Consider the following 21,930-nt stretch of genomic DNA (forward strand, 5'->3'; position numbering starts at 1 on the left):
TCTCACGAATAACCTGTGACTCGTTTTATCTTTATAGCGACATCGCCACGTTCCGGCATGGCTTAGGCAAAGTGTGCTTCGTTCATGCCAGATGATCCTACCCACGTAATATGGACACAGGCCTAAGCGAGGTTCTTGTTTTCAAATTGTTCCGGACTGAGGCCGCCACACCAACTGTGCCGCCGCCACCGATTGTAATCACATTCGATATAATTAAACACCGTTGCCCGCATTATTTCCCGGCTGATAAAGTGTTCTCCATGGATACATTCCACTTTCAGCGAATGAAAGAAGCTTTCCACGCAGGCATTATCGTAGCAGCAACCTTTTGCGCTCATACTTCCACGCAGATTATGCCGCTTCAGTTGCGCCTGATAATCTGCTGAACAGTACTGGCCTCCACGGTCCGTGTGAACGATAACGTTCCGGGGCCTCTTACGCCGCCACAGCGCCATCTGCAGGGCATCGCAGGCCAGTTGCGCCGTCATGCGTGGCGACATTGACCAGCCAATAACGGCACGTGACCACAGGTCAATGACCACTGCCAGATACAGCCAGCCTTCATCTGTACGTAAGTACGTGATGTCTCCTGCCCACTTCTGGTTCGGGCCACTGGCGTAAAAATCCTGCTCCAACAGATTTTCTGACACAGGCAGGCCGTGTGCGCGGTAGCTGACCGGGCTGAACTTCCGGGAGGCCTTTGCCCTCAGTCCCTGACGGCGCAGGCTTGCCGCCACGGTTTTTACGTTAAAGGGGTAACCCTGAGCACGCAGTTCATCCGTCAGGCGTGGGGCACCGTAACGCTGTTTTGACCGGGTAAAAGCCGCGAGGACAACGCTGTCGCAGTGTTGGCGGAACTGCTGACGCGTGCTTATCCTTGTCCGCCGCTGACACCACGTATACCAGCCGCTGCGGGCCACCCGGAGCACGCGGCACATTGCTTTGATGCTGAACTCAGCCTGATGTTTTTCAATAAAGACATACTTCATTTCAGGCGCTTCGCGAAGTATGTCGCGGCCTTTTGGAGGATAGCCAGCTCTTCATCCCGTTCTGCCAGCTGGCGTTTGAGACGTGCAATCTCGGTAGACATCTCCAGTTCACGTTCAGAAGACGTCTGCTGATTTTGCTGTTTACTGCGCCAGTTGTAGAGTTGTGATTCATACAGGCTGAGTTCACGGGCTGCGGCAGTAACACCGATGCGTTCAGCAAGCTTCAGGGCTTCACTGCGAAATTCAGGCGAATGCTGTTTACGGGGTTTTTTACTGGTTGATACTGTTTTTGTCATGTGAGTCACCTCTGACTGAGAGTTTACTCACTTAGCCGCGTGTCCACTATTGCTGGGTAAGATCAAGATGCCATGTGAACGCCTTACCAGGTCTACAAAATATTAAAAGTTCAATATATTTAATGGATTATGTAGACCTGATAAGCGTAGCGCATCAGGCTGCTTTGCGTTTGTCATCAGCCTCTGATTAGTACTCGATCCATGGTTCGCGCTTGCTTTCAGGCAAGGGCTGATCTAATGCCTGCATTTGCTCTGCCGAAAGTCCGGTATATCGTTGTATCCATTCAGGATCGGCCCCATTCTGCAACAACAATCGGAGGAGGCTCCGTTCCCCTTCTACTTTCCCTTCTTTCCTCCCCCTCTCCCTTCCCAACAGCCATCCATCATTATGAATTCGCTCTGCAATTGTCATTATTCGCTCCCTGTGGTGTGGCATTCGCCTGGTAAGTTCGCTGATAAACGCCTTAAAACGCGCTTCATCGCCAGTCAGTAAAATGTAATTTAACAGCGCAGTTATCTGGCTGTCATTAGCACACTCTGTAACCAGTAATATTACCAGTTGATCGATAAGCCCCATCAGGTCGCGCTGGCGAATATGCTTTTGGATCAACTCCAACAGGGCGACTCTGCGGTGCTGCACAATCTCGTCGTCTGGCACGACAGTGACATCCACCAGCGGGAACGCTGCAGTATAAAGTTTCCGTGCAGTAGTCGGGTCGGCAAATTCGTCCAGCCAGCACAGGGACCAGGGATAAGGACTACGGCTACCGTGATAAAACAGCATCGGGATGACCAGCGGTAGCTGCCGGCGTTTATCATGCTCGATATGGCGCTGCATCACCGCCATGGAATAGCGCATCAGGCGAAAGGCCATATGAATATCCTCACGGCTCTGATGTTCAATCACCACATAGATATAGCCATCACCTTCACGGGTCTTTACCGACCACAGAATATCGGAGTGTAGCGCCCGCAATTTTTCATCGACAAAGCTGGCTGACTCCAGTTTTAAGCTGTCGAGATCGCACAGTTCACGTAAATCTTTGGGTAAGTGGATCTCCATAAAATCCCGCGCGGTGTCAGGGTGCGTGAGAAAGGACTTAAATAATGCGTCATGCGGCGTGCTGGTCGTGAAGTTTGTCATGGCGATCCGTCACCTGTAGATAAGATGGCCCGACTTTAGCGACTAACAAAACCATTCTCACCCGGCAATTTCCCGTTCCCCGAGGCGCTTTCCAGGCTATTTTTGTTCATCTGCAAACGATACATTTTTCCGGAAACAGGCTCGCGTTTTACATTTCCTGTACCCGGCAGATATTCCCCTTTCCACCGCGCTCTTTTGATTAACCGCAAATTTTAATTACACTTAAGGTGTATATTTTCTATGCAACCCATCAATTCAAGAGGTGTAATGTGCTGATGACTATTTGTAATCGTTATACATTCTGACCCGAAGTCAGAAGGTATTTCTCTGTCTGTGTGTTCACAGGCAGTGTGGTTGATTACATGAAATTCAGTACATTTGTCCTTCTCGCCTGCCTTTCGTCATTACCGACGGTATTGAATTTAGTTTTCCCCGTTGGGGTTCTCCGGACAAGGAGTTGTTTGTTATGCCACGTTTTTTTGCCCGCCATGCCGCCACGCTGTTTTTCCCGATGGCGTTGATTTTGTATGACTTTGCCGCGTACCTGTCGACGGATCTGATCCAGCCGGGGATCATTAATGTGGTCCGTGATTTTAATGCCGATGTCAGTCTGGCCCCTGCTGCCGTCAGTCTCTATCTCGCTGGCGGTATGGCGTTACAGTGGCTGCTGGGGCCGCTTTCCGACAGGATTGGCCGCAGGCCAGTGCTGATTACCGGGGCGCTCATTTTTACCCTTGCCTGCGCTGCGACAATGTTCACAACGTCTATGACACAGTTTCTTATCGCGCGTGCAATTCAGGGCACCAGTATCTGTTTTATTGCTACCGTTGGTTATGTCACGGTGCAGGAGGCGTTCGGACAGACAAAAGGGATCAAGTTGATGGCGATTATCACCTCCATCGTACTGATTGCGCCGATTATTGGCCCGCTTTCCGGCGCAGCTCTGATGCACTTTGTGCACTGGAAAGTCCTTTTTGCCATCATTGCGGTTATGGGTTTTATCTCATTTGTTGGCTTACTGCTGGCGATGCCAGAGACGGTGAAGCGCGGCGCGGTTCCATTTAGCGCCAAAAGCGTCTTGCGCGATTTTCGTAATGTCTTTTGCAATCGGCTGTTCCTCTTTGGCGCAGCAACCATCTCTTTAAGCTATATCCCAATGATGAGTTGGGTGGCTGTCTCGCCGGTGATCCTGATTGACGCAGGCGGCTTAACAACTTCGCAGTTCGCCTGGACACAGGTTCCGGTGTTCGGCGCGGTGATTGTCGCGAATGCCATCGTGGCGCGTTTCGTTAAAGATCCGACCGAACCGCGCTTTATCTGGCGTGCCGTACCCATTCAACTGGTCGGCCTCGCGCTGTTGATTATCGGCAATCTGCTGTCACCGCACGTCTGGCTGTGGTCGGTGCTGGGCACCAGTCTGTATGCTTTCGGGATTGGTTTGATTTTCCCGACCTTATTCCGCTTTACGCTGTTTTCCAATAACTTACCGAAAGGGACAGTCTCCGCATCGCTGAATATGGTGATCCTGATGGTGATGTCTGTCTCGGTCGAAATCGGCCGGTGGCTGTGGTTTAACGGCGGTCGCTTGCCGTTTCATCTGTTAGCCATCGTGGCGGGCATTATCGTCGTTTTCACCCTGGCAGGATTGCTTAATCGCGTGCGCCAACATCAGGCTGCCGAGCTGGCGGAGGAGCGGTGATTTTTGCGCGATCCTGCCGTCAGGCTCTATTCTTAACGTTATGAATAAACTCATTGAACTCAGACGCGCCAAAATGTTGGCGCTCTCTTTACTGCTTATCGCCGCTGCTACCTTTGTCGTTACGCTGTTTTTGCCGCCCAATTTTTGGGTGAGCGGCGTGAAGGCGATTGCTGAAGCGGCGATGGTCGGCGCGCTGGCGGACTGGTTTGCGGTGGTGGCGCTGTTTCGCCGCGTGCCGATTCCGATCATTTCTCGTCATACGGCGATTATCCCGCGTAATAAGGACCGGATTGGCGAAAATCTCGGCCAGTTCGTGCAGGAAAAATTTCTCGATACCCAGTCGCTGGTGGCATTGATTCGACGTCACGAACCGGCGTTGCTGATTGGCAACTGGTTTAGCCAGCCAGAAAACGCCCGCCGCGTTGGTCAGCATCTGTTGCAGATCATGAGCGGTTTTCTCGAATTAACTGATGATGCGCGTATTCAGCGCCTGCTTAAGCGCGCGGTCCATCGGGCGATTGATAAGGTCGATCTTTCCGGCACCAGTGCGTTGATGCTGGAGAGTATGACCAAAAACGATCGTCATCAGGTGCTGCTGGATACGCTGATCGCACAGTTGATCGCCCTTCTCCAGCGCGATAAATCGCGCAAGTTTATTGCCCAGCAAATTGTTCGCTGGCTGGAGAGCGAGCATCCACTGAAAGCCAAAATTCTCCCCACCGAATGGCTGGGCGAACATAGCGCGGAGTTGGTTTCTGACGCGGTGAATTCTTTGCTTGATGATATCAGCCGCGATCGTGCACATCAGATCCGCCATGCGTTTGATCGCGCCACTTTTGCCCTGATCGACAAGTTGAAAAACGATCCGGAAATGGCAGCGCGAGCCGATGCCGTAAAAAGTTATCTGAAAGAAGATGAAGCTTTTAACCGCTATCTCAGTGAATTGTGGGGGGATTTACGGGAATGGCTGAAAGCGGATATCAACAGTGAAGATTCTCGTGTGAAAGAACGTATCGCGCGGGCGGGTCAATGGTTTGGCGAAACGTTAATTGCCGATGATGCCTTGCGGGCGTCGTTAAATGGTCATCTGGAACAAGCCGCGCACCGCGTCGCACCTGAGTTTTCCGCATTCCTGACGCGCCACATCAGCGATACGGTAAAAAGCTGGGATGCCCGGGATATGTCGCGGCAAATAGAGTTAAATATCGGCAAAGATCTGCAGTTTATCCGTGTCAACGGTACGCTGGTTGGCGGTTGTATTGGGCTAATTTTATATTTGCTGTCACAGCTCCCGGCCTTGTTCCCCCTCGGCAATTTTTAGAAATCCATGAAAAACTAAGTGGCTAACCGCGAGAGAGATCAAATAAACCACACTAAAAGAATGGTAATAATGTGGCCTCTTTTCATTATCTCCCGTGGTACGGGGAAGGAAAATCATGTCACTTGTCACCGATCTACCCGCCATTTTCGATCAGTTCTCTGAAGCTCGCCAGAAAGGCTTTCTCACCGTCATGGATCTCAAGGAGCGCGGCATTCCGCTGGTTGGCACTTACTGCACTTTTATGCCGCAAGAGATCCCGATGGCAGCCGGTGCGGTTGTGGTTTCGCTCTGTTCCACCTCTGATGAAACCATTGAAGAAGCGGAGAAAGATCTGCCGCGCAACCTCTGCCCGCTGATTAAAAGCAGCTACGGCTTCGGTAAAACCGATAAATGCCCCTACTTCTACTTTTCTGATCTGGTGGTCGGTGAAACCACCTGCGACGGCAAAAAGAAAATGTATGAATACATGGCGGAGTTTAAGCCTGTTCATGTGATGCAGCTGCCAAATAGCGTTAAAGACGATGCCTCGCGTGCGTTATGGAAAGCCGAGATGCTGCGCTTACAAAAAGCGGTGGAAGAACGTTTTGGGCACGAAATTAGCGAAGATGTTCTGCGCGATGCCATTGCTCTGAAAAACCGCGAACGTCGCGCACTGGCTAATTTTTATCATCTTGGGCAGTTAAATCCTCCGGCGCTTAGCGGCAGCGACATTCTGAAAGTGGTTTACGGCGCAACCTTCCGGTTCGATAAAGAGGCGTTGATCAATGAACTGGACGCGATGACCGCCCGCGTTCGTCAGCAGTGGGAAGAAGGCCAGCGACTGGACCCGCGTCCACGCATTTTAATCACCGGCTGCCCGATTGGCGGCGCAGCAGAAAAAGTGGTGCGCGCGATTGAAGAGAATGGCGGCTGGGTTGTCGGTTATGAAAACTGCACCGGGGCGAAAGCGACCGAGCAATGCGTGGCAGAAACGGGCGATGTCTACGACGCGCTGGCGGATAAATATCTGGCGATTGGCTGCTCCTGTGTTTCGCCGAACGATCAGCGCCTGAAAATGCTCAGCCAGATGGTGGAAGAATATCAGGTCGATGGCGTAGTTGATGTGATTTTGCAGGCGTGCCATACCTACGCGGTGGAATCGCTGGCGATTAAACGTCATGTGCGTCAGCAGCACAACATTCCTTATATCGCTATTGAAACAGACTACTCCACCTCGGATGTTGGGCAGCTCAGTACCCGTGTCGCGGCCTTTATTGAGATGCTGTAAGGAGTGGCAGTGACATATTCGATTGGCATTGATTCTGGTTCTACCGCCACCAAAGGGATCTTACTGGCAGACGGCGTGATTACGCGCCGTTTCCTCGTTCCAACCCCCTTTCGCCCGGCAACAGCAATTACTGAAGCCTGGGAAACTCTGCGCGAAGGGTTAGAGACAACGCCGTTTCTGGCGCTCACCGGCTACGGGCGGCAACTGGTGGATTTTGCCGATAAACAAGTGACGGAAATCTCCTGTCACGGGCTGGGCGCACGGTTTCTTGCGCCAGCAACGCGCGCGGTAATCGACATCGGTGGTCAGGACAGCAAAGTGATTCAGCTTGATGATGACGGTAACCTGTGCGATTTCCTGATGAATGACAAATGCGCGGCGGGCACCGGGCGTTTCCTGGAGGTGATCTCGCGCACGCTTGGCACCAGCGTCGAGCAACTCGACAGCATTACCGAAAATGTCACGCCGCACGCCATCACGAGTATGTGCACAGTGTTTGCTGAATCAGAAGTGATCAGCCTGCGCTCAGCGGGCGTCGCGCCAGAAGCGATTCTCGCCGGAGTGATTAACGCGATGGCGCGGCGGAGTGCCAATTTCATTGCTCGTCTCTCCTGTGAAGCGCCGATTCTGTTTACTGGTGGCGTTAGTCATTGCCAGACGTTTGCCAGGATGCTGGAATCTCACCTGGGAATGCCGGTAAATACCCACCCTGATGCGCAATTTGCTGGCGCAATTGGCGCGGCGGTAATTGGTCAACGAGTGAGGACACGCCGATGAAAGAGTTTTTATTTTTATTTCACTCCACGGTCGGCGTGATACAAACCCGCAAGGCGTTGCAGGCAGCGGGCATGACTTTTCGCGTCAGCGATATTCCCCGTGATTTACGCGGCGGCTGCGGGTTATGCATTTGGCTGACCTGTCCCCCCGGCGAGGAAATACAATGGGTGATCCCTGGGCTGACTGAGTCAATTTATTGCCAGCAGGATGGTGTCTGGCGCTGCATTGCACATTACCGGGTTTCTCCGCGTTAAGGATTCATTAAGGTCGCTACGTATACTTCTCGATATCTTATTGATTTGCCTTAAAGGGATTACCGTGACAAAAAGTATTTCGTTAAGTAAACGCATCTCCGTTATTGTGATTCTTTTTGCCATTGTGGCAGTGTGTACTTTCTTCGTGCAATCTTGCGCCCGTAAAAGCAATCATGCAGCATCATTTCAGAATTACCACGCCACCATTGACGGCAAAGAAATTGCAGGCATAACGAATAATATCTCTTCGCTGACCTGGTCGGCACAAAGCAATACTCTTTTTAGCACTATCAACAAACCTGCCGCCATTGTTGAAATGACCACCAATGGTGATTTTATCCGCACAATTCCTCTGGATTTTGTTAAGGATCTCGAGACGATCGAATACATTGGCGATAATCAGTTTGTCATTAGCGATGAGCGCGATTACGCCATTTATGTGATTTCACTGACCCCAAACTCGGAAGTAAAAATCCTCAAAAAAATAAAAATCCCGCTGCAAGACTCCCCAACCAATTGCGGTTTTGAAGGGTTGGCTTATTCTCGCCAGGATCACACTTTCTGGTTTTTTAAAGAGAAAAATCCGATTGAGGTCTACAAAGTTAACGGGCTGTTAAGTAGCAATGAATTACACATCAGCAAAGACGAGGCACTACAACGGCAATTTACTTTAGATGATGTGTCCGGCGCAGAATTTAACCAGCAAAAAAATACGCTTCTGGTGCTGTCTCATGAATCTCGCGCACTCCAGGAAGTAACCCTGGTTGGCGAGGTTATCGGTGAAATATCACTAACCAAAGGTAGTCGAGGTTTGTCGCATAACATCAAACAGGCCGAAGGGATTGCGATGGATGCCTCTGGTAATATTTATATCGTTAGCGAACCAAATCGTTTTTATCGCTTTACCCCTAAATCATCGCATTAACAGACTGGCATATTTCACCTTTTTGTTATTAACTTGTTAACAACAAAAATGACATACAAGGTTAAACATGCCTTCGTCCTCGCATCCCGTAGAACGCTTTTCTTTCAGCACCGCGCTTTTCGGGATGCTGGTTCTGACCTTAGGTATGGGATTAGGTCGCTTCCTTTATACGCCTATGTTGCCCGTCATGATGGCGGAAGGGGCGTTTTCATTTAGCCAGCTCTCGTGGATTGCCAGCGGCAACTATGCGGGGTATCTGGCTGGCAGTCTGCTATTTTCGTTTGGCGCATTTCACCAGCCGTCGCGCCTGCGCCCATTTCTGTTGGTTTCTGCCCTGGCGAGCGGGTTGTTGATCCTCGCAATGGCATGGTTGCCGCCATTTATTCTGGTGTTATTGATTCGCTTCCTGGCGGGTGTCGCCAGCGCCGGTATGCTGATTTTTGGTTCGACGCTGATTATGCAGCACACGCGCCATCCTTTTGTGCTGGCAGCTTTGTTTTCTGGCGTTGGCATTGGCATTGCACTGGGCAACGAATATGTTCTGGCAGGCCTGCATTTTGCCTTCTCCTCGCAAACGTTATGGCAAGGCGCCGGGGCGCTTTCTGGCATGATGCTGATTGCACTTACGCTTTTAATGCCCTCGAAAAAACACGCCATCGCACCAATGCCATTGGCAAAAACGGAGCAACAGATAATGAACTGGTGGTTACTGGCTATTCTGTACGGCCTGGCGGGATTTGGTTATATCATCGTCGCGACTTTCCTGCCGCTCATGGCGAAAGATGCAGGCTCACCATTGTTAACCGCCCATCTCTGGACGTTAGTCGGCTTATTAATTGTGCCAGGCTGCTTTGGCTGGCTATGGGCAGCAAAACGTTGGGGGGCTTTGCCTTGCCTGACGGCGAATTTGCTGGTGCAGGCTATCAGTGTGCTGCTTACTCTCGCCAGCGACTCTCCTCTCTTGCTTATCATTAGTAGTATCGGTTTTGGCGGTACCTTTATGGGCACGACATCTCTGGTGATGACTATCGCCCGCCAACTGAGCGTTCCGGGAAATCTCAATCTTTTAGGCTTTGTGACGCTCATTTACGGCATTGGACAAATCCTCGGCCCGGCGCTGACCAGTATGCTCGGCAATGGAACATCGGCGCTTGCCGGCGCCACTCTCTGCGGCGCGGCGGCGTTGTTTATTGCTGCGCTTATCAGCACAGTACAATTATTTAAGCTGCAAGTGGTCACTTCATGAGGAGTGTTTCCCTTACCACTCAAGAAATTCGACCGCAACCGTTGATGTCAGCCAGACTCCGTTTTCCGCTTGCCAGAAAGGGATGCCTCGTTTCGCCATTTCCTGTGCTTTGACGGTTAAGATAACCGGCGATCCGTGTCTTGCTCCCACTTTGCGTGCCGTTGCTTCATCAGCAGAGAGATGCACGTAATGACGCTCCCCTGCAATCAGCCCCTGTTTTTTTATCTCGTCAAGGAAACGGCTTACCGTACCGTGGTAAAGAAACTGTGGCGGTGTTTTTTCGGCAAAGGAAATGGCGACCTGCGAAGTCGAATGCCCCTGAACCGCGCGGATGCACCTACCATCACTGGAATAACTAAAACGCTTTTTATCGCTGGTGGCGACCACGGTATCCAGCAATGCACGGGTTAACCGCTTGCCCACTTTTTGGGCACAAAGTATGAGCTTATCGATATCCGCCCATCCTTCACGGTCCAGTACGATACCAATCGCCTCCGGTTTGTGTCGGAGGACATAACTTAAAAACTTGCTCGTATCCGCCAGCTCTTTTTCGTTGTACTTTGCCATCTCGTTTTCGTCCCTGGATTTTCTGTTTTAATTTACTGATGTCATTGTCACTGGGTTTATGAATTTTCTGCAACTCAATCCTGCGCAGAGCCTTTTCCACACAGCGTAATTTTTCCGCTATGCAAAAAACGCATAGCCAGAAACATACTTGCATTTTCCCCATACCCACATGACTGATAAGGTTTTTCCGCTCCAGGAATTTTCCTGGCTCAAGCAACACACAAACACAAAAAAACAATGGGGATTGTTATGACACAACAAGGGGATGCTGTAGCCGGGGAGCTGGCGACAGAAAAAGTGGGCATTAAAGGGTATCTGGCTTTTTTTCTCACCATAATCTTTTTTTCCGGTGTTTTTTCCGGGACAGACAGCTGGTGGCGCGTTTTTGATTTTTCCGTTCTGAACGGATCGTTTGGGCAACTGCCTGGTGCGAACGGAGCCACCACCTCATTTCGCGGCGCGGGTGGCGCGGGGGCTAAAGATGGCTTTCTCTTTGCGCTGGAGCTGGCACCGTCAGTCATTCTCTCTCTGGGGATTATTTCAATTACCGATGGTCTTGGTGGATTACGCGCCGCGCAGCAGTTAATGACACCTGTGCTAAAACCGTTGTTGGGCATTCCCGGGATCTGCTCGCTGGCGCTGATCGCTAACCTGCAAAACACTGATGCCGCCGCCGGTATGACCAAAGAGCTGGCGCAGGAGGGTGAAATTACCGAACGCGATAAAGTGATTTTCGCCGCATATCAAACCAGCGGTAGCGCCATCATCACCAACTACTTCTCTTCCGGCGTCGCGGTATTTGCCTTTCTGGGCACGTCCGTAATCGTACCTTTAGCCGTCATCCTGGTGTTTAAATTTGTCGGAGCCAACATTTTGCGCGTCTGGCTTAACTTCGAAGAACGTCGCAACCCAACGCAAGGAGCGCAAGCATGACAACTCAGGTCCGCAAAAATGTCATGGATATGTTTATCGATGGTGCGCGCCGTGGCTTTACTATCGCCACGACCAACCTGCTGCCAAACGTGGTGATGGCATTTGTCATCATTCAGGCGCTGAAAATTACCGGCCTGCTCGACTGGGTGGGGCATATCTGTGAACCCGTAATGGCGCTGTGGGGATTGCCCGGTGAAGCGGCAACCGTCCTTTTAGCCGCATTAATGAGTATGGGCGGCGCAGTCGGTGTTGCCGCCAGTCTGGCGACCGCCGGTGCATTAACCGGTCACGATGTCACCGTTTTACTGCCCGCGATGTATTTAATGGGCAACCCGGTGCAAAATGTCGGTCGCTGCCTGGGGACAGCCGAAGTGAATGCCAAATATTACCCGCATATCATTACGGTCTGCGTGATTAACGCATTGCTGTCGATCTGGGTTATGCAGCTTATTGTTTAACAAGGAGTTACCATGATTGATTATACCGCAGCCGGTTTTACCCTGCTGCAGGGAGCCCATTTGTATGCGCCGGAAGATCGGGGAATTTGCGATGTCCTCGTCGCTAACGGCAAAATTATCGCCGTTGCCAGCAATATCCCTTCTGACATTGTACCGGACTGCACGGTTGTCGATCTCAGCGGGCAGATCCTCTGTCCTGGTTTTATTGATCAACACGTCCATTTGATTGGTGGTGGCGGCGAAGCAGGTCCCACGACGCGCACGCCGGAAGTGGCGCTAAGTCGCCTGACGGAAGCGGGCGTCACGTCAGTGGTTGGTCTGCTGGGCACCGACTCTATCTCTCGCCACCCGGAATCCCTGCTCGCCAAGACCCGTGCGCTCAATGAAGAAGGCATCAGCGCCTGGATGCTGACCGGCGCTTATCATGTCCCTTCCCGCACTATTACGGGTTCCGTGGAAAAAGACGTGGCGATTATCGATCGTGTGATTGGCGTGAAATGCGCCATCTCTGATCACCGTTCTGCCGCACCGGACGTTTATCACCTGGCTAATATGGCGGCAGAATCCCGCGTTGGCGGTTTGCTCGGCAGTAAACCTGGCGTCACCGTGTTCCACATGGGCGACAGTAAAAAGGCGTTACAGCCTATTTATGACCTGCTGGAAAACTGCGATGTGCCGATCAGCAAGCTGCTGCCGACCCACGTTAACCGCAACGTACCGTTGTTTGAGCAGGCGCTGGAGTTCGCGCGCAAAGGCGGCACCATCGATATCACCAGCAGCATTGACGAACCGGTCGCCCCTGCCGAAGGTATTGCCCGCGCCGTTCAGGCGGGTATTCCGCTGGCACGCGTCACCCTCAGCTCCGACGGCAACGGTAGCCAGCCGTTCTTCGATGACGAAGGGAATTTAACCCATATCGGTGTTGCCGGTTTTGAAACGTTGCTGGAAACCGTGCAAGTGCTGGTCAAAGACTATGATTTCAGTATCAGCGATGCCCTGCGCCCGCTCACCAGTAGCGTAGCCGGTTTCCTTAACCTGACCGGGAAAGGCGAAATTCTGCCAGGCAATGACGCAGACTTGCTGGTCATGACGCCAGAATTGCGCATTGAGCAGGTATACGCTCGCGGCAAACTGATGGTCAAAGACGGCAAAGCCTGCGTGAAAGGAACGTTTGAAACGGCATAAACGGTTGTCAGCCGCCCGAATGGACGTAGAATGCCCGCAAGGGCGGCTGACAGAGTAAAACGTAATGGATGACTGTGGTGCGGTTTTGCATAATATTGAAACTAAATGGCTTTATGATTTTCTGACCCTGGAAAAATGCCGCAATTTTTCCCAGGCGGCAGTCAGTCGCAACGTCTCGCAACCGGCATTCAGCCGCCGCATCCGTGCGCTGGAACAGGCGATTGGCGTTGAATTGTTTAACCGCCAGGTGACGCCGCTGCAACTCTCGGAACAAGGGAAAATCTTTCATTCGCAGATCCGCCATCTGTTGCAACAGCTAGAAAGCAACCTGGCAGAGCTGCGTGGCGGCAGCGATTACGCGCAACGAAAAATCAAGATAGCCGCTGCACACTCTCTTTCCCTCGGGCTGTTACCGTCCATTATCAGCCAGATGCCGCCGCTCTTTACCTGGGCAATTGAAGCTATTGATGTCGATGAAGCGGTCGATAAACTGCGTGAAGGGCAAAGTGACTGTATTTTTTCCTTTCACGACGAAGATTTGCTGGAAGCGCCGTTTGACCACATTCGCTTATTTGAATCTCAATTGTTCCCCGTTTGCGCCAGTGACGAACACGGAGAAGCACTTTTTAACCTCGCGCAGCCACACTTTCCGTTACTGAATTACAGCCGCAACTCCTACATGGGGCGATTGATTAATCGCACCCTGACGCGCCACAGTGAGTTAAGTTTCAGCACCTTTTTTGTCTCTTCGATGAGCGAGCTATTAAAGCAGGTTGCCCTCGACGGCTGTGGGATTGCCTGGCTGCCGGAATACGCTATCCAACAAGAAATTCGCAGCGGGCAGCTCGTTGTGCTGAATCGGGACGAACTGGTGATCCCGATCCAGGCCTATGCATACCGAATGAATACCCGCATGAATCCAATTGCCGAACGCTTCTGGCGTGAACTGCGCGAGCTGGAGATTGTGCTTAGCTGACATTCTCCAGCATCGCACTACACCAACCGCCATTATCCCAGACCAGATCAAACGTTAGCGGTTCACCGTCGTGGTACAGCATTATCTCAAGGCTGATCGCCAGAGTGTGGCAGTACGCTTCTTTAAAATTAACCTGCAACGCCGCAATCCGTGGCTCATGAAATAACAGTGCAGAACGCAGCTGACGGCAATACCAGCTCTGGAGATGTTTGTCGCTCTGGTTATGCACTTGCCACTCGGGCATGCCTGAAACAAGTAATGACGGTAATGCCGAATGAGGAGAATTAAAAAGAGTGAGGAGATCGCTGCATACCGATTTACGCAGCAATGACGTTTTATTGCCTGAAATTTTAGGTAAAACAGCCTGAAGTGATTGGCGCATCATTTTGCGCACTCCTGACGTTTAGCAACATATGCGGCTTGCCCTGAACACCGGGCACCACTGTATTGATGCTCATTTTCCATAGCCATTCCCTTTTGTTCATTACATCCATGTCAGTCTGAGACAGGCCTGAATCCTGTCAGCAAAGTATAAAACCTTACTTGCCTATGAATATCTACTGACTTTTCAGGAAAAAAGTCATGATTTGATAAAAATCATCAAACTCAAAAAAAAACCGCTAGTATATTCTGAATATTCCGAATAGTTACGTAGATGAAAATACTTGTCACCGCCGCTACTTAATTCCGGTTGGAAATTATTTATTTCCGCATAATCATCTATGTATTATTTGAAACAATTAGTTTGTAAATAATATAAATTGATAACATATCAAATACATCAAAAATACCATTCACAGGCATTATTAATATAGACCTCAATATAGCAACATCAAATTCCAATTAGTAATAAGATATGCTTTTAAATTGCATGCAAATAATTTTAAATGAGCGTTTTTTGATACTTTAGAGTGTTTCCTACCATTTAATATCACTGTGTAGAGTTGATATCACTACAACAGAAACATGCATGTCATTTGTTTACTTCTCTTTTACTACAGAAAAATTTATCTATTTTTCTAAACATCAGTGAAATACTCATAAAAGGTAACTATTAAGTCTATGCCATTAAGCAATGCCGCTAATAACCAATTCTATATAAATAATCACTTCCTTCATCATCCAAAAGTCGACAATGAGTTAACACGTAAATATGAACGTGCACGCCTGGATACGGAAAATATCTATCTTCTGCCTCTTGTTCGTGGCAATAACCATAATTACGATGGAAAAAGCGTTGTCGAAATTAGAAAGCTTGATATTAGTAAAGAGTACTGGCCATTTAATTATGTGACAGAAACATGCAGAGAATCCGATGGTATTACAACAACAGGACGTATGCTCTATCGAAACTTGAAAATCACCTCAGCTTTAGACGATATATATGGTGGTATATGTAAAAAGGCGCATGCTGCCACAGAGTTAGCAGAAGGATTACGGCTAAATTTATTTATGAAGAGCCCTTCCTATCCTGTTGAGAACTATACAGTTCATGAAATAACATTAGGCCCTGGTTGCAATGTTCCAGGTTACGCCGGAACCACGATAGGATATATTTCAACCCTTCCAGCTTCTCAGGCAAAAAGATGGACCAATGAGCAGCCAAGGATTGATATCTATATTGATCAGATAATGACTGTCTCAGGGGTGGCAAATTCTTCCGGATTCGCCCTTGCCGCATTACTTAATGCTAATATTGAGTTGGGTAATGACCCAATAATTGGTATAGAAGCCTATCCCGGTACCGCGGAGATCCATGCAAAAATGGGATATAAAGTTATCCCGGGTGATGAAAATGCACCACTCAAACGTATGACTCTGCAACCGTCATCTCTTCCAGAACTGTTTGAATTAAAAAATGGTGAATGGAATTATATTGGTAAATAGCCACTGAGAAGAATGAGTACTAACATTCAGGTTATACAGATAGCTAAACAATACCCTGCAATTTACAAAGTAATACTCATTGCGACTTCTTAATTTAAGAAAGCGCAAGGAACGTTTACCCTTGCGCTTATTATAATAAGTCAGGCGTCGACTTTATCCAGCGGCCATGAATCAAACAGATAGCCATCAAAATAAATATCGTCAACGTTCGAGAATTCCAGCAGACGTTGCTTAACGTTTTCCAGATGCTGCCACATTGCCAGCTTCGCCGCTCGGGCATCTTTTTTGATTAACGCGGCGAGGATCTGTTTGTGATCGCCCAACCACTCTTTGCGATACAGGCTGTCATCCAGATGGCTGTGCAACTGGATCCACATTGGATTGTTTTCCCGCCACTGCCAGGACTGACGGAACAGCTCCACCAGCATGCTGTTATGCGTTGCTTCGGCAATAGCGAGATGGAACTGCATGTCACCGCTTTCGCTGCTGCCCGGCGCACTGGAAGCCAGTTCACGCTCTTCCAGTTGCAATGCCTGACGCATTTTGACGATATCTTCGCGGGTAGCCTGCAAAGCGGCAAACTCGGCGATGTTGCTCTCCAATAACTGCCGCGCCTGTAACAGCTCAAAAGGACCGGCATCGTTGCAGACGTTGGCATCCGGACTGTCTGTGTTCTGGCTGCCTGAGTTATCAAGAACATAGATACCGGCACCCCGGCGTACTTCCACCAGCCCTTTGATCTCCAGCATGATCAGCGCTTCACGTACCACCGTCCGCGTGACATCAAGCATTTCTGCAATTTCACGCTCCGGCGGCAGCCGTTCGCCAGGATTGTACGGCGTCTTTATGATCAGATCGCGGATCATCGCCCCGACTTCCTGGTAAGGTCTTTGCGCAGAGGTGGCAGATTTCATGGTGTTGTGTCCGTTAGGTGCGGTTAATCAAATTTTTGCCGGATGCGGCGTGAACGCCTTATCCGGCCTACAACGGGCAATTTTACGGCACCCGTTAATCTCAAACTATACCATTAGCACTGGAAGTTGGCACGTACAGGTGGGCAAAAAAACGAAAACTGGTCAACCAAATATCAGTTTGATTGACCAGTAAGTCTGTAGGGTAATCAGTTAGTTACAGCGCAGCCACACACTCGCGCGCACCGCGTTCGCACAGCTGCTGATATGCCGTCGTCACCGCGCCAACAAAGTCGGCATTTTGCGGCAGATCATCGGCAAAAATACCGCTCAGGCCCAGCAGCGCTTTCACGCGGTCTGCGCCCTGATACTGCGCGTTGATCTTCTGGAACTCCGCCAGCATCGGATCAACCACGTCAATGGCATTACCCTGCTCATCCACGCCCTGGGTGTAACGCATCCAGCCCGCCACGCCCAGCGCCAGGTGACGCCAGCTGCCGCCGTTTTGCAGGTGCAGACGCACCGGATCCAGCAGACGCTGCGGTAACTTCTGGCTGCCGTCCATTGCAATCTGCCAGGTACGGTGACGCAGAGATGGGTTGCTGAAACGCTCGATCAGCAGCGTCGCATAGGCGTTCAGGTCCGTACCTTCCGGCATCGACAGCGTTGGCGCTTGTTCCTGCATCATCAGGGCAAAGGCCGCTTTGCGATAATCCGGGTTAGTCATGGTGTCGGCAATAGTTTCATAGCCGCCGAGGTAACCGAGGTACGCCAGGAAAGAGTGGCTGCCGTTCAGCATACGCAGCTTCATCATTTCGAACGGCACAACGTCTGCAACGAACTGTGCGCCCACTTTATCCCAGTCCGGGCGACCATTAACGAAGTTATCTTCAATCACCCACTGACGGAACGGTTCGCAGGCAATGGCGCACGGGTCGTAAACACCCAGCTGGTCAGCAATTTCCTGTAAGGTTTCTGGCGTCGCCGCCGGAACGATGCGGTCAACCATGGTGCACGGGAAGGTGACGTTTTCTTCAATCCATGCCGCCAGCTGCGGATCGCGTGCCTGAGCCAGTCCCAGTACCGCGACCTTCGCCACATGACCGTTTTCACGCACGTTATCGCAGGACATCACCGTAAACGCTTTCAACCCTTTTTCACGACGCAGGCGCAACGCTTCGACGATGTAACCAATCGCGGACTTCGGCGCAGTCGGGTTTTCCAGATCGTGCTTGATCAGCGGGTTATTGAGATCCAGCTGGCCGCTCGCCGCATCGGCGCAGTAGCCTTTTTCCGTGACCGTCAGGGAGACAATCGCCGTCTGCGGACGCGCCATCGCATTGAGAATACCTTCGCAGCCGTCGATTTCCGGATGCAGCGCTTCTTTCATTGAACCGATAATTTTCAGCTCGGTGCTTTCCGCGCCTTTTTCCGCCACGGTGTACAGCAGTTGCTGTTTTTTCAGGTTTTCGATCAGCACGCGGTCGTTGCCTGGCATCAGGTTAACTTCGCAGATACCCCAGTCGCTGTCGGTGCTTTCCAGCAGGTGATGGGTATACAGCGCCTGGTGCGCGCGGTGAAACGCCCCGCAACCGAGATGCACAATGCGTGATTCCAGACGAGAATGATCCCATGACGGGCGGGCAACCGGCAGATTGCTGTCAACAATAGTAGTCATCGTAAACTCCAGAATCCGTCTTCAGAGAGTGACGGCAAGGAAGAAGGAACCGGCACGGCGCGCAGCCATGCCGGTGGATATTAACGGCTAAAGAAAGCGCGCTGGATCGCCAGTTCGACACCGCGAACTTCGGCCAGGCCTTTCAGACGACCAATTGCGGAGTAACCAGGGTTGGTTTTCTTCTTCAGGTCATCCAGCATCTGATGACCGTGGTCCGGACGCATCGGGATCAGGTCTTCTTTGCCTTCCGCTTTACGACGGTGTTCTTCTTCAACAATCGCTTTCACCACTTCGTACATATCAACGTCACCGTTCAGGTGCGCCGCTTCGTGGAAGGTTTTCGGGTTATCTTCACGCATGGTGGAGCGCAGATGGGTGAAGTAAATACGCGGACCGAACTGCTTGATCATATCAACCAGATCGTTGTCAGCACGCACGCCGTAGGAACCGGTGCACATGGTGAAACCGTTCGCCATGCTGTTTACGGTATCAACCATCCACTGCATATCTTCAATGGTGGAAACAATGCGCGGCAAACCGAGGATCGGGCGCGGCGGATCGTCCGGGTGAACAGCCATACGGACGCCAACTTCTTCGGCAACCGGAATAATCGCTTTCAGGAAGACAGCAAAGTTTTCGCGCAGTTTGGCTTTGTCGATATCTTTGTACAGCTCCAGGTGCTTACGGAACTGGTCGAGGGTATACCCTTCTTCCGCGCCCGGCAGACCTGCGATGATGTTACGGGTCAGACGCGCTTTGTCTTCGTCGCTCATGGTGGCGAAGCGAACAGCAGCCTGAGCAATTTCTTCTTCGGTGTAATCCGCTTCCGCGCCTGGACGCTTCAGGATATGCATTTCGAATGCAGCGAATTCGATCTGGTCAAAGCGCAGAGCTTTGGAGCCGTCTGGCAGCACGTATTCGAGGTCAGTACGGGTCCAGTCGAGCACCGGCATGAAGTTGTAGCACACGGTGCGAATGCCGCACTGCGCCAGGTTGCGCAGAGTCTGCTGATAGTTAGCGATCCACTGCTCATAGTTGCCGGTGTGGGTTTTGATATCTTCGTGAATTGGCACGCTTTCTACGACAGACCACACCAGGCCTGCGTCTTCAACGATCGCCTTGCGTTTGAGGATCTCTTCTACGGACCATACTTCGCCGTTCGGGATATGGTGCAGCGCGGTAACCACACCAGTTGCGCCCGCCTGACGGACATCAGCTAAAGAAACCGGATCGTTTGGGCCGTACCAGCGCCAGGTCTGTTCCATGATTTTTCCTCTTTCACATAGTGGGTTCCACAGCAAAGAGACGCGGAACCCTGGAGTTGTTTAGGTATCCGGATGAACAACCAGACCGCAGCCGTGGCGTTGCATCGGATGAGATGGCGTATAAGTTCTACCTTTTGGTAAGACATGTCAACCCGAATTCTGAAATTGGTTAACCACATCACAAGAATTTCACTCTCATGGTTGTTGCTGCAAATTGCAGCAAAGGGTAATCGATGGTTATTGATCAGAGGATGTGACATTCATCGCAACAATGGTTGACCAATTTACATAACATGTCGCCCAAAATAACAACGGTTCAACCAGGTAAGGTAAAACGTTATGCATGTGCTTAACATTCTCTGGGTGGTATTCGGCATTGGCCTGATGCTGGTACTGACAAAGACCGCAGGTTCAGACACATTCGCTGCATTAGCAATGCCTCTTAGATAATTTTGACCTGTCAGTAAAAGACACGTTGAAAACCTGGGGTCTGCTGGAGCTGGTCAACTCCGTGGTTGGGCTGATTATTAGCAAGGTAGCGTAAAAGAACACCAGAGCCTGCCAATGGCAGGCTCTGACTGATGACAAAGTCTAAAAATGTGCCCGGACAGTCCCCTCGCCCCTCCGGGGAGAGGGTTAGGGTGAGGGGAACAGACCAGCAAAGTGCGCTTTGTTTATGCCAGATGCGACGCTGACGCGTCTTATCTGGCCTACAAAGGGCTAACGTGCAGGTTTTTAGCTTCAGGTAATATTGCGTAACTGCATTAGCAATGCCCTGTGATTTCTTTATTGATAAACAAAAGTCACGCCAATAATCGATTGCACATTCCCTGCAGTCACCTGCCCTCCGGTACGTGCGTAATTTGCCGTTAATCCCAGACTTACCGCCGAAGTCCCTACTGCTCCTAACGATACCGTGTTATTCGCTGGAATAATCGTACCGTTGCGCGTCAACTGTACGCCGACGCCCTGCGCTGGTGAAAACGACGCGGTATTGGTGAAAATCGAGTTGCCCGCATCTACGGTTGTGCCGGAGAGGTAATACCCCAGATTTTGGCTTTTCGCACAATAAACGGTAAGAGGAATTGGCACTGAACCAGGGTAGTCCGGCAGAGTAACGGTGACATCACGAGCAGAAACATCGCAGCCGCCAGTAGGCACCACCACATCATTATTGGCGTAAATATTCCACACAAACTGAAAATCATCGCTGTTATAGTTGTTGGTCTGTCGCAAAATAAGCACGGCAATTAATGAGCCAGCTTTAATCGCCACCCCGCCCGCACTGCTCACAGGCGTCAAATAAAGCGCCACCGGCCACGGCTTATCCGTTCTCGAATTATAAACAACGCGCGGCGTTTCGCTGGTGGTAGGAAATGGATAGCTACTGCCACTATATTTTACGGTCCCGGAAAAATTAGATAACACGCCGCCATAAGCCGAGCCTCGTTGCAGTGTGACATAGTCTGTAATGGTTTCCGGATAATCGTTATGGCAAAAGATTTGCGTCGAAAGATCCACGACCAGGTTTTGCCCCACATTCACGGCGGGCGCAAGGTTTACATAAACATTGGCGCTGCCACCGCCAATAGGGATAGCGGTACCATTGGCGGTTTTACAGGCGAATGACCAGGCATTTACCGACCAGCCCATCAGCAGTACAGCAAACAGGGTAATAACTCGTTTCATTACAATCATCTCTTCGGGTTCAGCTGTAGGTATAGGTGATGCTAATCACTGCCTGAATGGTTCCCTGAGTGGCTCCGCCATTTACCGTCAATGCTCTGACCTGTAACGGGAAGTGCGCTGATTGTGAGGAATCATCCACCTGAACTGTTTTGGTTGCGCCAGTATTCAATGTGTTGCCACTGTCATCCTGTAGCTCTAACTGGATGTTTTGCGCGGTCCCCTGGTTTTTATAATATCCGGTACTGTCGGCTGCCCCGCTGAAGCTGGCGGTGACCCTCGACGTTCCCACCGGACAATTAGTCAACTCAAGCGCAACATCATGCCAGGCCGATGCCGCCCCGGCAGACATCAGACTGAAAGAATAAAGATCGCCGAGATCAACCGTGGCATTGGTGGTGGAAACCGTACACGGTTTGGCGACGACCTTACCGTTCACCGTGATGGTGACATCGGCTGCCTGTAT

At 50.8% G+C, this 21,930-nt stretch carries 24 protein-coding genes and 1 pseudogene; 13 read left to right on the forward strand and 12 right to left on the reverse strand.

Translation table 11 applies throughout. The features are described 5' to 3' along the window. Positions 1 to 122 precede the first annotated feature (122 nt). Both AB4H76_RS20050 and AB4H76_RS20055 read right to left on the reverse strand, forming a co-directional pair. A protein-coding gene (locus tag AB4H76_RS20050; RefSeq protein WP_085947771.1) for an IS3-like element IS3 family transposase occupies positions 123 to 1,285 on the reverse strand; the annotation gives its coding sequence in 2 pieces (ribosomal slippage) (positions 123 to 1,024 and positions 1,024 to 1,285; 1,164 coding nt in all). Positions 1,286 to 1,472: 187 nt separating this feature from the next. Next, on the reverse strand, positions 1,473 to 2,429 hold the full coding sequence (locus tag AB4H76_RS20055; protein ID WP_001406770.1) for an Rpn family recombination-promoting nuclease/putative transposase: 957 nt from the start codon (positions 2,427 to 2,429) through the stop codon (positions 1,473 to 1,475). A gap of 466 nt (positions 2,430 to 2,895) precedes the next feature. On the opposite strand from AB4H76_RS20055, the gene mdtM reads away from it, so the two are divergent. The 7 genes from mdtM (at position 2,896) to AB4H76_RS20090 (ending at position 9,918) form a co-directional block, all read left to right on the forward strand. After that, the gene (gene mdtM / locus AB4H76_RS20060) at positions 2,896 to 4,128 is read left to right on the forward strand and encodes a multidrug efflux MFS transporter MdtM (RefSeq protein WP_077492350.1); all 1,233 of its coding nucleotides are present in this window, start codon (positions 2,896 to 2,898) and stop codon (positions 4,126 to 4,128) included. Positions 4,129 to 4,168: 40 nt separating this feature from the next. After that, entirely contained in the window at positions 4,169 to 5,449 is a 1,281-nt protein-coding gene (locus tag AB4H76_RS20065; protein WP_001037376.1) for a DUF445 domain-containing protein, read from the forward strand. 115 nt (positions 5,450 to 5,564) lie between these two features. Next, positions 5,565 to 6,716 (forward strand): double-cubane-cluster-containing anaerobic reductase, encoded by a 1,152-nt coding sequence (locus tag AB4H76_RS20070; RefSeq protein WP_077492326.1) that lies wholly within the window; start codon positions 5,565 to 5,567, stop codon positions 6,714 to 6,716. A 9-nt stretch (positions 6,717 to 6,725) separates the two neighbouring features. Next, the gene (yjiL, locus tag AB4H76_RS20075) at positions 6,726 to 7,493 is read left to right on the forward strand and encodes a putative 2-hydroxyacyl-CoA dehydratase activator YjiL (RefSeq protein WP_077492324.1); all 768 of its coding nucleotides are present in this window, start codon (positions 6,726 to 6,728) and stop codon (positions 7,491 to 7,493) included. Continuing rightward, a complete protein-coding gene (locus tag AB4H76_RS20080; protein ID WP_000657676.1) occupies positions 7,490 to 7,747 on the forward strand; it encodes a DUF3343 domain-containing protein in 258 nt (85 codons plus the stop codon). The genes yjiL and AB4H76_RS20080 overlap by 4 nt, the downstream gene beginning before the upstream one ends. A gap of 64 nt (positions 7,748 to 7,811) precedes the next feature. After that, positions 7,812 to 8,672, forward strand: a complete 861-nt coding sequence (locus AB4H76_RS20085; protein WP_001298932.1) for an SdiA-regulated domain-containing protein — start codon at positions 7,812 to 7,814, stop codon at positions 8,670 to 8,672. A gap of 67 nt (positions 8,673 to 8,739) precedes the next feature. Beyond that, positions 8,740 to 9,918, forward strand: coding sequence for an MFS transporter (locus AB4H76_RS20090; protein WP_085452767.1), 1,179 nt, complete (start codon positions 8,740 to 8,742; stop codon positions 9,916 to 9,918). 12 nt (positions 9,919 to 9,930) lie between these two features. On the opposite strand, the gene kptA is transcribed toward AB4H76_RS20090, so the two are convergent. Continuing rightward, the gene (gene kptA / locus AB4H76_RS20095) at positions 9,931 to 10,485 is read right to left on the reverse strand and encodes an RNA 2'-phosphotransferase (protein WP_077492206.1); all 555 of its coding nucleotides are present in this window, start codon (positions 10,483 to 10,485) and stop codon (positions 9,931 to 9,933) included. A 249-nt stretch (positions 10,486 to 10,734) separates the two neighbouring features. On the opposite strand from kptA, the gene AB4H76_RS20100 reads away from it, so the two are divergent. The 4 genes from AB4H76_RS20100 to hypT all read left to right on the forward strand — a co-directional run bounded on the left by AB4H76_RS20100 (position 10,735) and on the right by hypT (position 14,037). Further along, positions 10,735 to 11,418, forward strand: coding sequence for a nucleoside recognition domain-containing protein (locus tag AB4H76_RS20100; RefSeq protein WP_001295597.1), 684 nt, complete (start codon positions 10,735 to 10,737; stop codon positions 11,416 to 11,418). Next, the gene (locus AB4H76_RS20105; protein WP_000211971.1) at positions 11,415 to 11,876 is read left to right on the forward strand and encodes a YjiG family protein; all 462 of its coding nucleotides are present in this window, start codon (positions 11,415 to 11,417) and stop codon (positions 11,874 to 11,876) included. Before AB4H76_RS20100 ends, AB4H76_RS20105 begins: the two co-directional genes overlap by 4 nt. Positions 11,877 to 11,888: 12 nt before the next feature. Further along, on the forward strand, positions 11,889 to 13,061 hold the full coding sequence (iadA, locus tag AB4H76_RS20110) for a beta-aspartyl-peptidase (RefSeq protein ID WP_063116313.1): 1,173 nt from the start codon (positions 11,889 to 11,891) through the stop codon (positions 13,059 to 13,061). A 64-nt stretch (positions 13,062 to 13,125) separates the two neighbouring features. Then, positions 13,126 to 14,037, forward strand: a complete 912-nt coding sequence (gene hypT, locus AB4H76_RS20115; protein WP_063116312.1) for a hypochlorite stress DNA-binding transcriptional regulator HypT — start codon at positions 13,126 to 13,128, stop codon at positions 14,035 to 14,037. Here the strand turns inward: hypT and iraD are convergent. The 4 genes from iraD to AB4H76_RS20135 form a co-directional block, all read right to left on the reverse strand. Continuing rightward, positions 14,030 to 14,422, reverse strand: coding sequence for an anti-adapter protein IraD (iraD, locus tag AB4H76_RS20120; RefSeq protein ID WP_063116311.1), 393 nt, complete (start codon positions 14,420 to 14,422; stop codon positions 14,030 to 14,032). The genes hypT and iraD overlap by 8 nt on opposite strands. Further along, the gene (gene idlP, locus AB4H76_RS20125; RefSeq protein ID WP_120795393.1) at positions 14,419 to 14,502 is read right to left on the reverse strand and encodes an iraD leader peptide IdlP; all 84 of its coding nucleotides are present in this window, start codon (positions 14,500 to 14,502) and stop codon (positions 14,419 to 14,421) included. The genes iraD and idlP overlap by 4 nt, the downstream gene beginning before the upstream one ends. A gap of 115 nt (positions 14,503 to 14,617) precedes the next feature. After that, positions 14,618 to 14,761 (reverse strand): hypothetical protein, encoded by a 144-nt coding sequence (locus AB4H76_RS20130; RefSeq protein WP_269439472.1) that lies wholly within the window; start codon positions 14,759 to 14,761, stop codon positions 14,618 to 14,620. Next, positions 14,758 to 14,841: a hypothetical protein gene (locus tag AB4H76_RS20135; RefSeq protein WP_047635435.1), complete on the reverse strand. Its 84-nt coding sequence runs from the start codon at positions 14,839 to 14,841 to the stop codon at positions 14,758 to 14,760. The genes AB4H76_RS20130 and AB4H76_RS20135 overlap by 4 nt, the downstream gene beginning before the upstream one ends. Before the next feature lie 258 nt (positions 14,842 to 15,099). On the opposite strand from AB4H76_RS20135, the gene AB4H76_RS20140 reads away from it, so the two are divergent. Beyond that, positions 15,100 to 15,924: a DUF2686 family protein gene (locus tag AB4H76_RS20140; protein ID WP_077492517.1), complete on the forward strand. Its 825-nt coding sequence runs from the start codon at positions 15,100 to 15,102 to the stop codon at positions 15,922 to 15,924. A 140-nt stretch (positions 15,925 to 16,064) separates the two neighbouring features. Here the strand turns inward: AB4H76_RS20140 and uxuR are convergent, their stop codons facing one another. The 3 genes from uxuR to uxuA form a co-directional block, all read right to left on the reverse strand. Continuing rightward, complete coding sequence (gene uxuR, locus AB4H76_RS20145) at positions 16,065 to 16,838, reverse strand: Uxu operon transcriptional regulator (RefSeq protein ID WP_000833679.1); 774 nt, start codon at positions 16,836 to 16,838, stop codon at positions 16,065 to 16,067. A 214-nt stretch (positions 16,839 to 17,052) separates the two neighbouring features. Continuing rightward, positions 17,053 to 18,513, reverse strand: a complete 1,461-nt coding sequence (locus tag AB4H76_RS20150; RefSeq protein WP_000208195.1) for a fructuronate reductase — start codon at positions 18,511 to 18,513, stop codon at positions 17,053 to 17,055. Positions 18,514 to 18,593: 80 nt separating this feature from the next. Further along, positions 18,594 to 19,778, reverse strand: coding sequence for a mannonate dehydratase (uxuA, locus tag AB4H76_RS20155; protein ID WP_000438591.1), 1,185 nt, complete (start codon positions 19,776 to 19,778; stop codon positions 18,594 to 18,596). A gap of 451 nt (positions 19,779 to 20,229) precedes the next feature. Between uxuA and AB4H76_RS20160 the strand changes: the two are divergent. Further along, positions 20,230 to 20,322, forward strand: a pseudogene (locus AB4H76_RS20160) (hypothetical protein); the annotation flags it as partial. Between the two features lie 242 nt (positions 20,323 to 20,564). Here AB4H76_RS20160 and fimH read toward each other — a convergent pair. Together fimH and AB4H76_RS20170 are read right to left on the reverse strand one after the other, a co-directional pair. Beyond that, positions 20,565 to 21,467 (reverse strand): type 1 fimbria D-mannose specific adhesin FimH, encoded by a 903-nt coding sequence (gene fimH / locus AB4H76_RS20165; protein ID WP_000832229.1) that lies wholly within the window; start codon positions 21,465 to 21,467, stop codon positions 20,565 to 20,567. Positions 21,468 to 21,486: 19 nt separating this feature from the next. Further along, positions 21,487 to 21,930 (reverse strand): fimbrial protein, encoded by a 444-nt coding sequence (locus tag AB4H76_RS20170; RefSeq protein ID WP_077897989.1) that lies wholly within the window; start codon positions 21,928 to 21,930, stop codon positions 21,487 to 21,489.

This window comes from Escherichia sp. UTM R2 (genome assembly GCF_048593455.1).
Taxonomy (GTDB): domain Bacteria; phylum Pseudomonadota; class Gammaproteobacteria; order Enterobacterales; family Enterobacteriaceae; genus Escherichia; species Escherichia coli.